General features: G+C 54.0%; 10 protein-coding genes. 6 read left to right on the top strand and 4 right to left on the bottom strand.

Annotation, left to right across the window (positions count from 1 at the left end):
* Window positions 1-163: 163 nt before the first annotated feature.
* Window positions 164-586 (top strand): DUF4399 domain-containing protein, encoded by a 423-nt coding sequence (locus tag PS2015_RS02190; RefSeq protein WP_058020627.1) that lies wholly within the window; start codon window positions 164-166, stop codon window positions 584-586.
* A gap of 295 nt (window positions 587-881) precedes the next feature.
* On the opposite strand, the gene PS2015_RS02185 is transcribed toward PS2015_RS02190, so the two are convergent.
* Window positions 882-4,148 carry a bifunctional diguanylate cyclase/phosphodiesterase gene (locus tag PS2015_RS02185; protein ID WP_058020626.1) on the bottom strand — a complete coding sequence of 1,089 codons (3,267 nt, stop codon included), beginning with the start codon at window positions 4,146-4,148 and terminating at the stop codon, window positions 882-884.
* Between the two features lie 137 nt (window positions 4,149-4,285).
* On the opposite strand from PS2015_RS02185, the gene yrfG reads away from it, so the two are divergent.
* From yrfG to gshA, 4 genes are all read left to right on the top strand, one after another.
* The gene (gene yrfG, locus PS2015_RS02180) at window positions 4,286-4,960 is read left to right on the top strand and encodes a GMP/IMP nucleotidase (RefSeq protein WP_058020625.1); all 675 of its coding nucleotides are present in this window, start codon (window positions 4,286-4,288) and stop codon (window positions 4,958-4,960) included.
* Window positions 4,953-5,354, top strand: coding sequence for an RNA-binding S4 domain-containing protein (locus tag PS2015_RS02175; RefSeq protein WP_058020624.1), 402 nt, complete (start codon window positions 4,953-4,955; stop codon window positions 5,352-5,354). Before yrfG ends, PS2015_RS02175 begins: the two co-directional genes overlap by 8 nt.
* 134 nt (window positions 5,355-5,488) lie before the next feature.
* Window positions 5,489-7,069, top strand: coding sequence for a phosphoenolpyruvate carboxykinase (locus PS2015_RS02170; RefSeq protein ID WP_058020623.1), 1,581 nt, complete (start codon window positions 5,489-5,491; stop codon window positions 7,067-7,069).
* 4 nt (window positions 7,070-7,073) lie between these two features.
* Complete coding sequence (gshA, locus tag PS2015_RS02165) at window positions 7,074-8,648, top strand: glutamate--cysteine ligase (protein ID WP_237113357.1); 1,575 nt, start codon at window positions 7,074-7,076, stop codon at window positions 8,646-8,648.
* A 23-nt stretch (window positions 8,649-8,671) separates the two neighbouring features.
* On the opposite strand, the gene PS2015_RS02160 is transcribed toward gshA, so the two are convergent.
* Together PS2015_RS02160 and PS2015_RS02155 are read right to left on the bottom strand one after the other, a co-directional pair.
* Window positions 8,672-9,187 carry a disulfide bond formation protein B gene (locus PS2015_RS02160; protein WP_237113356.1) on the bottom strand — a complete coding sequence of 172 codons (516 nt, stop codon included), beginning with the start codon at window positions 9,185-9,187 and terminating at the stop codon, window positions 8,672-8,674.
* On the bottom strand, window positions 9,180-10,448 hold the full coding sequence (locus tag PS2015_RS02155; protein WP_058023098.1) for a mechanosensitive ion channel family protein: 1,269 nt from the start codon (window positions 10,446-10,448) through the stop codon (window positions 9,180-9,182). Before PS2015_RS02155 ends, PS2015_RS02160 begins: the two co-directional genes overlap by 8 nt.
* 111 nt (window positions 10,449-10,559) lie before the next feature.
* Here PS2015_RS02155 and PS2015_RS02150 point away from each other — a divergent pair, with 111 nt between their 5' ends.
* Window positions 10,560-11,057 (top strand): flagellar basal body-associated FliL family protein, encoded by a 498-nt coding sequence (locus tag PS2015_RS02150; protein ID WP_058020622.1) that lies wholly within the window; start codon window positions 10,560-10,562, stop codon window positions 11,055-11,057.
* A 35-nt stretch (window positions 11,058-11,092) separates the two neighbouring features.
* Here PS2015_RS02150 and PS2015_RS02145 read toward each other — a convergent pair whose 3' ends face one another.
* Complete coding sequence (locus PS2015_RS02145) at window positions 11,093-13,231, bottom strand: dihydrolipoyl dehydrogenase family protein (RefSeq protein WP_058020621.1); 2,139 nt, start codon at window positions 13,229-13,231, stop codon at window positions 11,093-11,095.
* Window positions 13,232-13,317 lie beyond the last annotated feature (86 nt).

The raw sequence follows: 13,317 nt of genomic DNA, 5'->3' as shown, positions 1-13,317 counted from the left end.
GCATCAGTCTAGTCCTGAAAATCGCCACTTTCAACCGCATGTCAACCAAAAGTTACAAAATAAATTGACCTGAATCATTGGTCACAGAAACTTGCACAAAATGCCGTAGTAACATTTAATACCAGCGCAAGCATCATCCTACACGTCGTATCAGGAGTTATTGATGAAGAAGAACTTGAGCATTTTAAGCGGATTGATCCTGGCTGCCGGCCTGTCAGCCACACTATTGGCGCAACCATCAACTGCCCCGGAAGGCGCTTCGGTCTACATAGTCTCACCACAGAACGGTGATACTGTCAGCACAACCTTCACCGTTGTTTTTGGCCTGTCCGGCATGGGCGTGGCACCCGCTGGCATTGCCATGCCCAACACCGGCCATCACCATCTGCTGATCAATATGGATACTCTGCCCGACCTGGGGCAACCGCTGGGCGCTGACGTCATGCACTTCGGCCTGGGTCAGACTGAGACTACAGTGACTCTGGAGCCGGGCCAGCACACCCTGCAGCTGGTGCTGGGCGACCACATGCATGTTCCGCACAACCCACCCGTGATGTCCGAAAAGATCACCATCACCGTCGAGTAACCACGCGGGGGACGGAGGCAGTCTACGTCCCCAGTGCTACGGGGACGGAGGCAGTCTCTGACCCCTCCATCCACTCCCTGAGATTGAGCGCGCCGACTCAGAGTGAGGCGGCATCCATTCAGGCCACGCTTAGCGCAGGCCAGGATTTCCGATCAAGCGCGAGGCCTGTCTGAGTCCCGAGCGGCTTGGACGCGAGGTCGAGTTCCGCAGCGCCGGAAATCCTGGTCTGTGCTGTGGCCGGATGCCGCCTCACTCTGAGTCGGCGCGCGGATAACTACTGAACTTGAACAGGGGGTCAGAGACTGCCTCCGTCCCCCGCGTGAGCCAAAAGTTGAAACTCTTCTGCCGGCACTGGTCTGGCAAACAGGTAGCCCTGATACAGATGACACCCCTGACTGAACAGATAACTGCGCTGCTGCTCGGTCTCTACTCCTTCTGCCAGCACTTCCATGCCCAGAGCATGTGCCATCTCAACAATGGATTTAATGATCGCCATATCCTTCTGATTGACGCCGATCTGCTGAACAAATGACTGATCGATTTTCAGAAGATCAATCGGCAGCTGGCTCAGGTAACTGAGTGACGAGTAACCTGTGCCAAAATCATCAATGGCAAAGTGTACACCCAGTTTATTGAGTTTCTTGATATTGAGCCGGGCCAGCTCAAGGTTGTCCATCAACACCGATTCGGTAAATTCAAGCATGATGCGTGAGGCATCCAGCTCCAGGTCTTTGATCTGTGACTGCAGGCGGTCAGTAAAATCAGGCGCATAAAATTGATCTGCCGTCAGGTTGATGGATAATTTGAAGGACCCCAGATCCTGGTCTTGTTGCCAGTGTGCCAATTGTTTGAGTGACATCTTCAGCACCTCATCACCCAGCGCTGGCATCATGGCACTTTGTTCCGCAAGAGGGATGAACTCGGCGGGCGACACCAGCCCATGCTCCGGGTGACGCCAGCGCAGCAGGGCTTCGGCACCGATCAACTCGCCTTGCTGATCAACCTGCTCCTGATAGAACATGATGAATTGATCCGACTTCAACCCCTCACGCATGGCGGCAACCATGGCCGCGCGTTCATTAACGGCGGATTGCCAGGCCGGATCGAAGAAGCTGATATTATTACGTCCTGCATCTTTGGCCTGGAACAGAGCGATATCTACCTGCTTCAGCAGCTCCTCTGTGGTAACGCTCTGTCCATCGAACAACGTCGCACCGATACTGCAGGTCGTGAAGTATTTCTGCTGATCAATTGCATAAGTATCCTCCAGCGAGGTCAGTATTGAAAACGCGAGCTCCTGAACCGTACTGGCAGCCTTTCTCGAATCCTTTTCCAATTGAGCGAGGATAATTATGAACTCGTCACCACCGTAACGCGCTACGGTATCGCCGGGACGCAGCAGCTTCTGAATCCGTCGACCAACCTGCACCAATAGCTTATCGCCTGCCTGGTGCCCCATGGTGTCATTGATGGTTTTAAAGTTATCCAGATCCACCATCAATAACGCACCAAAAAGCCCGTCCTGTTGGTTCTGCTCGATAGTCTCCTGCATCAGCGTGATAAAGCGGGCCCGATTGGGCAGGCCTGTCAACGAATCAAAAAACGACAATTTGCTGATTTCTTCTTCAGCCTTCTTGATGTCGGAAATATCGATAAAATCACCAACAAAATGTGTGATTTCACCCTCAGCATTTCTGACAGCAGTAATGGTCAGAGTCTGCGGATACACCTCACCGTTTTTTCTGCGGTTCCAGATCTCACCGTGCCAATGGCCCCTACCTACAACCTCTGCCCACATCGAACGGTAGAATTGCTCATCATGCAAACCGGAACTGAACATGGCCGGCGTCTGCCCCTGCACCTCTTCCTGCGTATAGCCCGAAGTATTCAGAAAGGCATCGTTAGCTCGCAGAATCCGTTGATTGGCATCTGTAACCAACACACCTTCCTGTGATTCAAAAGCCGTCGCCGCAATGCGCAGCTCCTGCTCAATGCGTCTTTGTTCGGTGACATCCTCAACCAGCGATATGGATAGCCCTTCCTCAGGCACCGGAATATTCTGGGCGCTCACGTAACGTGTTTCCTGACCTTTACGGGTCAGTGGAATATTCTTCCAGATCATTCGCCCGGCATCACCTGAGGCAAAATCGCTAAGTACCCGCTCGCGGATGCTGGCGCGTTCTTGCTCATCTTCGTAGACCAGATTCCAGAAATCATCCGAGGCTTCCAGCGCTTCACGACTCGTGCCATAAAAGGCCGGAAAATTGTCGTTCATATACTCAAATTTGACCTGTTCACCAACCGAATTCACCGCCACACCCACTGGCAAATGATCCAGAGCTGCTTTTAGTATGCGCTGATCACGCTCCGACTGTCGTTTCGCATTAATTCGCGCGGTCACATCGCGAACCAGCATCAGACACCGATCATGACCATACGGACTTCGGATCAGACTGCTGCTTAACTCATACCAGTGCTGGCCGTCCTCCATGGGTAAAGAATAGACATGCCCCGAAGTTGCTCCCTTGCTAAAGACTTCAATCAAGGCTCGCTCATTGACCGCAATGGCCTCCGGCGGCATGAATTCGCGAAAATTGTGGCCGAGAAAATGTGCCGGTTCGGCTACCAGGGAATGTCTCCCAGCATGTGAGTGGTAACCGTGAATCACTCCCGCCCGGTCGATCTCAAACATCATATCGGGCACGGCTTCCAGCGTGGCCTGCAGTCGACTGCTCATATTATCCAGACGGTCGTAGGGTGCAGTGACGCCGGTGACGACCAGCGCCCGATACAAGTAAACGTAGGCGATGACCTTGTAGATGTGTCCGGATAAGTTAAATACATCAGTTACATCGGCATAAAAGGTGAAGAAAAGCTCTGCCCATGCCATGACGGCTGCTGCAGCCGCCAGATAGAGTTGTTCCACACTGCCATTACTCAACGACTGCCGAAGAAATTTGACTCCGGCTAACAGGTACAGCGCAATAAGCACATACTCACTGACCACCTTGAAAGCTGTCAGCCCCGACTCGGGATTGAAGGTTTCAGGCAAAATGTGCGGCGTGCCAAGCAACAACGCGTGAATGAGCAGCAGTACAGCAGAGATAAAAGATAAAAGTGCAAAACGCAGCCAGTGGCCGACATTAAAATTGGGCAGGAAGGCCGCTAGCAGCAGTGCCAGCGCCGCAAACAGGCGCGCAAACAGCCAGAAGTTGATCGCCTTTTGCGGGCTTGATTCGGTGACATACTCGGGCATACCCTGGTAAGACAGGGTATGGGAAAAATCCAGCACTCCGACACCAAGAAAAAAACAGGCCAGAACAAGAGCACCGAAATGGCGGGTGCGGGCATGTGTGTACCAACCGACCACAAAGATCAGCATGGCCACCACTATCGCCAGGGTTTCAAGAAATATATGCAGTGGAAGATAGTTGGCCACGCCACCCATCCCAGGCGAAACCGGTGCCAGCCGCAGTGCGATCAGGACGATACCCAGAAACCCGACCAGGACCAAATGCTTCTTGAATACGTCCCGGAATTGCAATGCACTTGTCTCAGCCATGAACAGGTGACCAGTTTTTCAGCATTAGAACGCGATTCTAACCAGACATCATGCGGTTTGCAGCAAAAACTCAATGCGCGGCATAATAGTTAAAGATAGTCCTACAAACCATCGAGGCTTCAGCCTCAAGGAATACAATGATCAACTGGCGCGATGTCGACACCGTTATCTTTGATATGGACGGCACATTGTTGGACCTGCACTTTGATAACTTCTTCTGGGAGCAACACTTGCCGACTGCCTGGGGCGAAAAAACCGGCATCAGCACTGAACAGGCCTGGGCACAGCTTCGCACTGATTATCAGTCCATGCAGGGTAAACTGGACTGGTATTGCATTGATTACTGGTCTGACCGGCTACAGTTGGATATACAGAAGATGAAGGACGAGTTACGACACAAAATAGCCATACGGCCCGATGTGCCGGAATTTCTGCAACGGCTTCAGCAGCACAGTAAAAATCTGCTTCTCGTCACCAACGCTCACCCCGGCAGCCTGAACCTGAAGCTGGAACATACCGGCATTGGTGAGCACTTCCACGCCACGATCAGTTCTCATCAACTAGGGCTGGCAAAGGAAAATCAGGGCTTCTGGCAATGCCTGCAAAATCACTCTCATTATGAACCCGCCAGGACTGTCCTGTTTGACGACAATCTGAGTGTGCTCAGGCGGGCTCGTGAAGAAGGCATTGCGCACCTGTTTGCCATTGAGCAGCCAGACAGCCAGCGACCACCGGTCGCGCCAGGAGAATTCACACCGGTTAAACGCTTCCGCGACATCATGCCAGACGCAAGGACCACCGTTGATGACTGAACAAAACCATCAATGCCCGACAAAGGTTCGCCTGGACAAGTGGCTGTGGGCCGCTCGCCTGTTCAAGACCCGGGCGCTGGCCAAGTCCGCTATTGAAGGTGGAAAAGTATCCATAGAAGGTCAAAAAGCCAAACCAGCCAAAGAAATCAGTGTAGGTACCGTGCTGAAGGTCCGACAAGGCTGGGATGACCGCAGCCTGACAGTACTGAAACTGTCTGAGCAGCGCCGCAGTGCGCCAGAAGCGCAGCAGCTTTATGAGGAGTCAGCCGACAGCATCCGCGAGCGTGAACGGCTGGCCGAACAGCGCAAACTGCAGGCGGCAGGTCAGTTCGCCAATGAACGACCCAACAAGAAAGAACGACGTCAGCGACAGGCTATGAAAGGACGCTTTTAAAGCACCAGGACCGGCTTGTGACGTCATGCCCATCGGCGATGCATCCGCCGCTGCTTTAAAGTGTTCACCACCGGGTATTTTTGGCATAATGCCAGCCACTTTAAAATACAGACAACAAGGCGGAATTAAACGGCATGACAACCACCACACAGGAAGTTAAGAAGGATAATAACCGCACCCTTTTCAGAAACCTGACGCCCAGCCAGTTAATCGAGATCGCCCTGCAACGTGGCGAAGGTCGGCTGGCAGACAACGGCGCGCTGGTTGTCGAGACTGGTCACCGCACAGGCCGCAGTCCCAAAGACCGTTTTATCGTCAAAGAACCTGACTCAGAAAACCTGATCGACTGGGGGGCGGTGAACCAGCCTTTTGAGCCAGCCAAATTTGACGCCCTGTGGCAGCGCGTCAGTGATTTTATGGCAGACAAGGACGTGTTCATGGCGGACCTGCATGTTGGCTCTGATCCCGAACACTACATCCCTGTGCAGGTCAACGCCCAGTATGCCTGGCACTGCCTGTTTGGCAGCACCTTGTTCATCAAGGCTGGAGACCATTACAACCCCAAAGACAAGGCCGTGTGGCAGATTCTCAGCGCACCGGAGTTCGTGTGCGATCCGCAGCGCGACGGCACCCATTCTGACGGCACTGTCATCATCAACTTTGCTCAGCGCAAGGTGTTGCTGGCCGGCATGAAATATGCCGGCGAAATGAAGAAATCCATGTTCTCCGTACAAAATTTCCTGTTGCCGGCCAAAGACGTGCTGCCCATGCACTGCTCTGCCAATGTCGGCGAAGACGGCGATGTCTGCCTGTTCTTTGGATTGTCCGGCACGGGTAAAACCACCTTGTCAGCCGATGAAGAACGTTACCTGATTGGCGATGACGAGCACGGCTGGGGCAAAGGGACGGTCTTTAACCTGGAAGGCGGCTGCTATGCCAAATGCATCAACCTGAGTCAGAAGAACGAGCCGGTTATCTGGAATGCCATCAAATTTGGCGCTGTTATAGAGAACGTGGTGATTGACGAAAAAACCCGCGTGGCTGATTACGCCGACACCAGCCTGACTGAAAACACCCGCGCCTGTTACCCGCTGACCAATATCCCCAAGCGCATTGAAGAAAACCGCGCTGGTGAACCCAAGGCCATAGTCTTTCTGACCTGCGATCTGACCGGCGTGCTGCCACCAGTCTCCATCCTGTCACCGGAAGCGGCTGCCTATCACTTTCTGAGTGGATATACAGCACTGGTCGGCTCAACCGAAGTCGGCGCTGGCGACGGTATCAAATCAACATTTTCCACCTGTTTCGGCGCACCGTTTTTCCCGCGCCCCGCCGGTGTTTATGCTGACCTGCTGATCAAACGTATCGCCGAGTTCGACAGCCAGGTTTACCTGGTCAACACTGGCTGGACTGGCGGTCCGCATGGTGTTGGGCAGCGCTTCAGTATTCCGGTCACCCGTGCCGTGCTGCACGCTATACAGAGCGGCTCACTGCGCAACGTCGACACTGAGCATCTGCCGGGTATCAACCTGACCATCCCGACGTCACTGCCTGGTGTTGACACTCACTTGTTGAATCCGCGCAAAACGTGGGCCGAGCCGGCCAAATACGATGCCAAGGCCGCCGACCTGATTGAACAGTTCCGCAACAACTTCAAGCGCTTTGACGTTGCAGACAAAATCGTCCAGGCCGGCCCGCAGCCCATCAGAGACTGATATCTTGAGCGACTCATTGCATGCATCTCTGAATCGTTTTGCGCTGCCGGAATTCAAGTCCGACTGGGCCAACATCAATCGCGGTATTGAAAAGGAAAGTCTGCGCGTCACCCGCGAAGGGCGTCTGGCGCAGACTGCCCACCCGCGAGCCCTGGGTTCAGCGCTGACACACCCTTATATCACGACGGATTATTCAGAGGCGCTGGTCGAACTGATCACACCAGTGTCTGATTCCATCAGCGGCACACTGGATTTTCTGGAAGATCTGCACAAATACGTTTACGACAATCTGCCCGACGGCGAGCGGCTGTGGGTGGCCAGCATGCCATGTCTGATTGAAAGCAATGATCAGATACCCCTGGCTCGTTACGGCAGCTCCAACATGGGTCAATTAAAGACCCTGTACCGAGAGGGACTGGGGCATCGCTACGGTCGGCTCATGCAGACCATTGCCGGCATTCACTACAATTTTTCCATGCCCGAGTCATTCTGGGCTGAATACAAGGATATGCTGGGTTCCACGGAGGATTTACAAACTTTCAGAACCCGCAAATACCTGCATCTGATCCGCAACTTTCACCGTTACTCGTGGTTGCTGGTCTATCTGTTCGGTGCCTCGCCAGCGGTCAGCAAATGCTTTACCCAGGGACGCGATCATCAGCTGGATGATTTTGATGAGGCAACGCTTTATAAACCTTATGCCACCTGTCTGCGTATGGGTGATCTGGGGTACCGAAGCGATGCTCAGCGATCGATCTATGTGTGTTACAACGACCTGAACAACTATATCGACAGCCTGTATAACGCCCTGATTACACCCTACCCGGAATACGAACAGATAGGCATGCAGCGCAATGGCCACCGCCTGCAGATCAACACCAATCTGTTACAGCTTGAAAATGAGTTCTACGCCACCATCCGTCCCAAACGAGTCGGCGGTGCGGGTAAGCGTCCACTGCAATTGCTGAAAGAAGGCGGTATTCAATATATAGAAGTGCGGGCACTGGACTTGAACCCGTTCCTGCCCTTGGGCATTGATGCCGAGCAGATCCACTTTCTGGATGCCTTCCTGATGTACTGCCTGTTCTCCGACAGCCCGGCCTGCGATGAGCGGGAGAATCAGGAGATCGAACAGAACCTTTCGCTGACCGTTAATCGTGGCCGGGAGCCAGGACTGCAATTGCATCGTCAGGGAACCAAAATCGCGCTGCAGGAATGGGCGCAGGTATTGATTAACGACATCCAGCACAGTGCTGATCTTCTTGATCATGCACACAGGACCAGTGCCTATACCCGATCGTTGGAAACTCAGCTTGGCAAGGTCAAAGACAGCAGCCGCACTCCGTCGGCCCGCATTCTTCAGACTATGCGCGAATCCGGCATCCCTTTCTGTCGCTTCGCCATGCGCGAATCAGAACGCACCCAGCAGGCGTTTAACGATGATTGCATCGACCCGCAGAGGCTGTCCGAATTCCAGGCCGCGAGCCGGGAATCGTGGGATGAGCAGGCCGCCAGTGAAGCCAGTGATGAATTGAGCTTTGACGAGTTTCTTACCCGCTGGAACGACTACCACCTGTAAGTGGCAGAGCACTGGTCAGGAAGTTATGCTTCCTGACGGAATGCCTGGAACATGCACAGAGCAAACAGTGCAACAAAACCCATCAGCGCCAGCTCGGGTATCGAGAAAATGCCCAAAAAGCGCCAGCTCACTTCCGCACAGTTACCGTCGCCTCTGAGCAGAAAGTTCAGCGTGTCCATCAACGGAAAGTTATCCAGCATGTAGCTGAAGCCGGGCCCGCAGGCAGGCACCTGATCTTCTGGCAGGTATGTGAGCCAGATCTGCCGTATGGCGAAATAACTCCCGGTCACACACATGGCTGCCGCACCAAAGGCGTAATTGCGTCGCCCCTTTGCGGCCGGGTTATGAATGGCGGCGGCGAGACACACCAGCCCTGCCAGCACAACAAATACGCGCTGGGTAATACACAGACCGCAGGGCTCCAGAAGCATCACATGCTCCATGTAAAGCGCGGCGCCGATGATCAGCGCAGTCGCCAGAAAGATCAGCAGGTTAAGCAGTCGTGAGTTCGGCATCAATGCCAGCAGTCTGTCAATCATGGTTAGTTTCCTGAGTCATTGATCGGCCTGCTCCGGCCGCCCATTCGCGCATATCAACCCCGCTGGGCACCTGGAATACGCGCAGCCCGAATTCTGGCAGTATAGACAGTAAATGGTCAAAGATATCTGACTGTATGCCCTCATATTCCACCCAGGCGGTGGTATTGGTGAAGCAATATACCTCGACAGGCAGGCCTTCTGGGCCCGGCGCCAGATGTCTGACAATCTGGGTCAGATCCTGCCGCAGACGCGGGTGGTGTCGCAAATAGTTCACCACATACGCACGGAAAGTCCCCAGATTGGTAATGCGCCGGGTATTGGCAGGCACTTTGCCCTGATCGGCCAGCCTGGCGTTCCAGTCATCAATTTCTTTTTGTTTACTGTTCAGATAGTCGCTTAACAGCGCTATGCCGCTGAGTCGCTGCTTTTCTTCTTCAGTCAAGAAGCGCACTGAGTTCTGATCAAGGAACACCGGGCGCTTGATGCGCCGACCGCCAGCTTCCTGCATGCCACGCCAATTCTTGAAGGAATCCGAAATAAAGCGCTTCGTAGGGATGGTGGTTATCGTTTTATCCCAGTTCTGCACCTTGACCGTGTGCAGCGCGATATCAATCACATCACCATCAGCATTCAATTGCGGCATTTCGATCCAGTCACCCACCCGGATCATGTCGTTTGAGGTAATTTGTACACTGGCGACCAGTGACAGAATGGTATCCTGGAAGACCAGCATCAAGACGGCCGCCAGTGCACCCAGGCCTGACAGCAGAATCAGCGGTGAGCGATCCAGCAAGGTCGCAATCATCAGCAGCACCGCAATCGCGTAGATGACAATTTTGACGACCTGCAGATAACCCTTGATTGGCCGGTTCAGCGCATCCGCCCGCTGACTGTAAACATGGTTAACCATGTCCAGTACACCTGACAGGGCCATGGCCAACGTCAGCACAATAAACGCATTGGCCACGTTCAGCACAACGGTAACCACGGCCTCCGGCAAATCAGGCACAAAACGGATGCCAAACGTGATGACCAGGGCAGGAATGACATTGGCCAGTCGGGGGATGAAGTCGAAGCGATCAAACTCACCCGGCCCTGCAGTGGGCGCGTTCAGCAGGCGCATCAGGCCGTTGACCAATATGCGTTTGCTAATAAAATTGGACAGCCAGGCCGCCGCCAGCAGAATAAACACCGATGTCAGCGTGTAAACCCACACATGCTCGTCCAGCCACTGCGACATATCTGGTGGTATTTCAGGCATCAGGTCTCTCATTGAATGACGGTAATCAGCCTGTCATCCTAACAAAGTTTACTTCAGATCGGCTAGCATTGGCCGATATCAACAGGTATCAATCAGATCGTGAGGTACGTAATGTCTGTCAGAATCAGAAGCCTGATTGCCGTTCTGGCTACTCTGCTGGCCGTTGGCCTTTCAGCATCAGCACTTGCCCAGGAAGAGTCTGCGCCCGAACTGTCCGCCGAGGCTGAAGAACTGGGATTGCCAGCAGGCATGGATCCAGACGACCCGGCAGCCGGAATGACTGATCTCATCTATTACACGCTGGGCCCCAGCTTTGTCACCAATTACGATGGTGCCGGTCGTCTGAAATACCTGAAAACAGACATCTCGGTGCGTATCCAACCGGGCACAGCCCCTTTCCTGGATCAGCATCTGCCCTATATCCGCAATCGTCTGGTTGTGCTCCTGTCTGGCCAGCTGGAAGAAAACCTGACTTCCACCGATGGCAAGGAGACTCTGCGTCGACAGGCGCTTGAGCAAGTCCGCAGTGCGCTGGCCACGGTAGAGTCACAGGCTATCGCAGACCGTGTCGTCAATCTGTATTTTATGTCCTTCGTGGTTCAGCGCTGATTCAATGGTCGGCAATTGACACCCGTTTTACCGCATTAATGTCGTAACCAGCGGAAGAATCCTTCTGCCACCGGCATCAGTTTCTGCGGCACCCGCGCACTGCGCCAGGCGTTGGCCGCAAAACGATTAGCCTCCAGCATGGTCGGATAAATGTGCGTAGTGGCACCAATTGTTTTTAAACCCATATTGTGGGTCATGGCAAACACAAAACTGCCAATCAGCTCACCGGCGTGCGAACCGACAATGGTTGCTCCCAGAATTCTGTCATTGCCCGGCACGGTGAGCACTTTCACAAAGCCATGGGCATACCCTTCGGCCAGCGCACGATCAAGATGGTCCAGCTCGTAGCGGGTAATTTCATAATCAACCCCCTGAGCCTGCGCCTCACGCTCATTTAATCCGACTCGCGCGACCTCCGGATCGGTAAACGTGGCATGTGGCACTACACGATAACTGGCACGAAATTTTTTCAGGCCTCCCGCCAGCGCATTCAGTGTGGCATACCAGGCCTGAAATGAGGCCATGTGGGTAAACTGATAAGGCCCAGCCACATCACCGCAGGCGAATATCGTCGGGCAGGAGGTGCTCAAGGTATCATCGACCTGCAAGGCGCCGGACGACGTCAAGGCAACATCCATTTCTTCCAGACCAAAGCCGCTGACATTGGGTTTGCGACCCAGTGCAATCAGGACCTTGTCAAAGTGAATACGCTGCTCGTTGCCATCGGCCGTTTTACTCAGCAGGTATTGCCCGTCATCATCACGCCCGAACGATTCCGCGCCATACCCCAGCAGCAGGTTGATGCCCTGTTGTCGGAACCGCGCCTCGACAAATTCACTGACCTCCGTATCTTCCCGCCCCATCAGATGTTCAGCCTGGTCCAGCAGGGTCACCTGAGAACCCAGACGCGCAAAACTCTGCGCCAGTTCGCAGCCTATCGGGCCGCCACCCAGCACCAGAAAGCGTGCCGGCAGTTCATCCAACTCCCAGATATTGTCGGAGTGAACAAACTCTACCTGATCCAGCCCCGGAAAATCCGGCACCAGTGGTCGTGCACCAGTGGCCACGACGATGGCGCGGGTACGGATGATTTGACCATTGACCTCAACTTCCCAGGGCGAACGAATATAGGCCTCTCCTTGCACACAATCCACACCCAGCGAGGTAAAACGCTCCACCGAATCGTGCGGCTCAATGGTTTTGATGACCTGCTGAACGCGTGCCATGACGGCCTTGAAATCCACCTCGACATGGGCATTTTTCAAGCCGAACTTCTCTGCATTGCGCACGGTGTCTGCCACTTTGGCGCTGGCAATCAACGTTTTGCTGGGCACACAACCGGTATTCAGACAGTCACCGCCCATTTTGTGTTTTTCTATCAAGGTGACTTTGGCCTTGGCACCCGCAGCAATAATAGATGCCACCAGACCGCCCGACCCTGCACCAATCACCACCATGTTGGTATCGAACTGTTTGGGTCGGGTAAACCGTGCAAAGGCCCGGCGACGCCTCAGCATATTGATCAGACCACGCCCCAGCCAGGGCAGCATGGCCAGCAGTACAAACGAGAAAATCAGAGAAGTGTTCAACAGGCCCGACAAGGAACTCAGTTGACCCAATTCCACGCCCGCGTTCACATAAACCGCCGTGCCCAACAGCATGCCAACCTGGCTGATCCAGTAGAAGGTCAGAGTCTTGATAGGCGTCAAACCCATCACCAGATTGATCAGGAAAAACGGGAAGACCGGTATCATGCGCAAAGTAAACAGGTAAAACGCGCCGTCACGCTCAATCCCGGCGTTGATTGCCTTTAGTGAGCTGCCAAAGCGACTCTGCACCCAGTCGCGCAACAACAGGCGGGCCACCAAAAATGCCAGTGTTGCACCAATCGAGCTGGCGAAGGATACCAGCAGCAAGCCCAGCCCGAATCCGAATATGGCGCCACCCAGCAGCGTCATGACCGCCGCACCGGGCACTGACAGCGCGGTGATCACAACGTACAGCAGGAAATACACACCGGCGCTGAGCCAGAGGTTATCCGCGGTAAAATCACGCATCGCATCGAGCTGCGACTGCATATATGCCAGGGTCAGGTACTGGCCAAGGTCAAATTGCAGGTAAGCAACAACGGCAGCCAGCAAGGCCACCAGGACAATAATTCTGGCTTTTGACATAAAACTCCCTGCAGCAATCCTGTTATGAACCATCAGGACGCTGTGCTATAGTTTTTGTTACTTCCGTTGAGCAACCATGAGTGATA

This window comes from Pseudohongiella spirulinae, from assembly GCF_001444425.1.
GTDB lineage: Bacteria > Pseudomonadota > Gammaproteobacteria > Pseudomonadales > Pseudohongiellaceae > Pseudohongiella > Pseudohongiella spirulinae.
Note: the sequence above shows the minus strand (reverse complement) of the source record. Positions and strands in the feature narration are given on the sequence as shown.

Excerpts from the sequence above, each read along its gene's own strand:
- PS2015_RS02145 (WP_058020621.1), bottom strand. The coding sequence starts at position 13,231 with ATGTCAAAAGCCAGAATTATTGTCCTGGTGGCCTTGCTGGCTGCCGTT.
- yrfG (WP_058020625.1), top strand. The coding sequence starts at position 4,286 with ATGATCAACTGGCGCGATGTCGACACCGTTATCTTTGATATGGACGGC.
- PS2015_RS02175 (WP_058020624.1), top strand. The coding sequence starts at position 4,953 with ATGACTGAACAAAACCATCAATGCCCGACAAAGGTTCGCCTGGACAAG.
- PS2015_RS02150 (WP_058020622.1), top strand. The coding sequence starts at position 10,560 with ATGTCTGTCAGAATCAGAAGCCTGATTGCCGTTCTGGCTACTCTGCTG.
- PS2015_RS02170 (WP_058020623.1), top strand. The coding sequence starts at position 5,489 with ATGACAACCACCACACAGGAAGTTAAGAAGGATAATAACCGCACCCTT.
- PS2015_RS02185 (WP_058020626.1), bottom strand. The coding sequence starts at position 4,148 with ATGGCTGAGACAAGTGCATTGCAATTCCGGGACGTATTCAAGAAGCAT.
- PS2015_RS02155 (WP_058023098.1), bottom strand. The coding sequence starts at position 10,448 with ATGCCTGAAATACCACCAGATATGTCGCAGTGGCTGGACGAGCATGTG.
- PS2015_RS02190 (WP_058020627.1), top strand. The coding sequence starts at position 164 with ATGAAGAAGAACTTGAGCATTTTAAGCGGATTGATCCTGGCTGCCGGC.
- PS2015_RS02160 (WP_237113356.1), bottom strand. The coding sequence starts at position 9,187 with ATGATTGACAGACTGCTGGCATTGATGCCGAACTCACGACTGCTTAAC.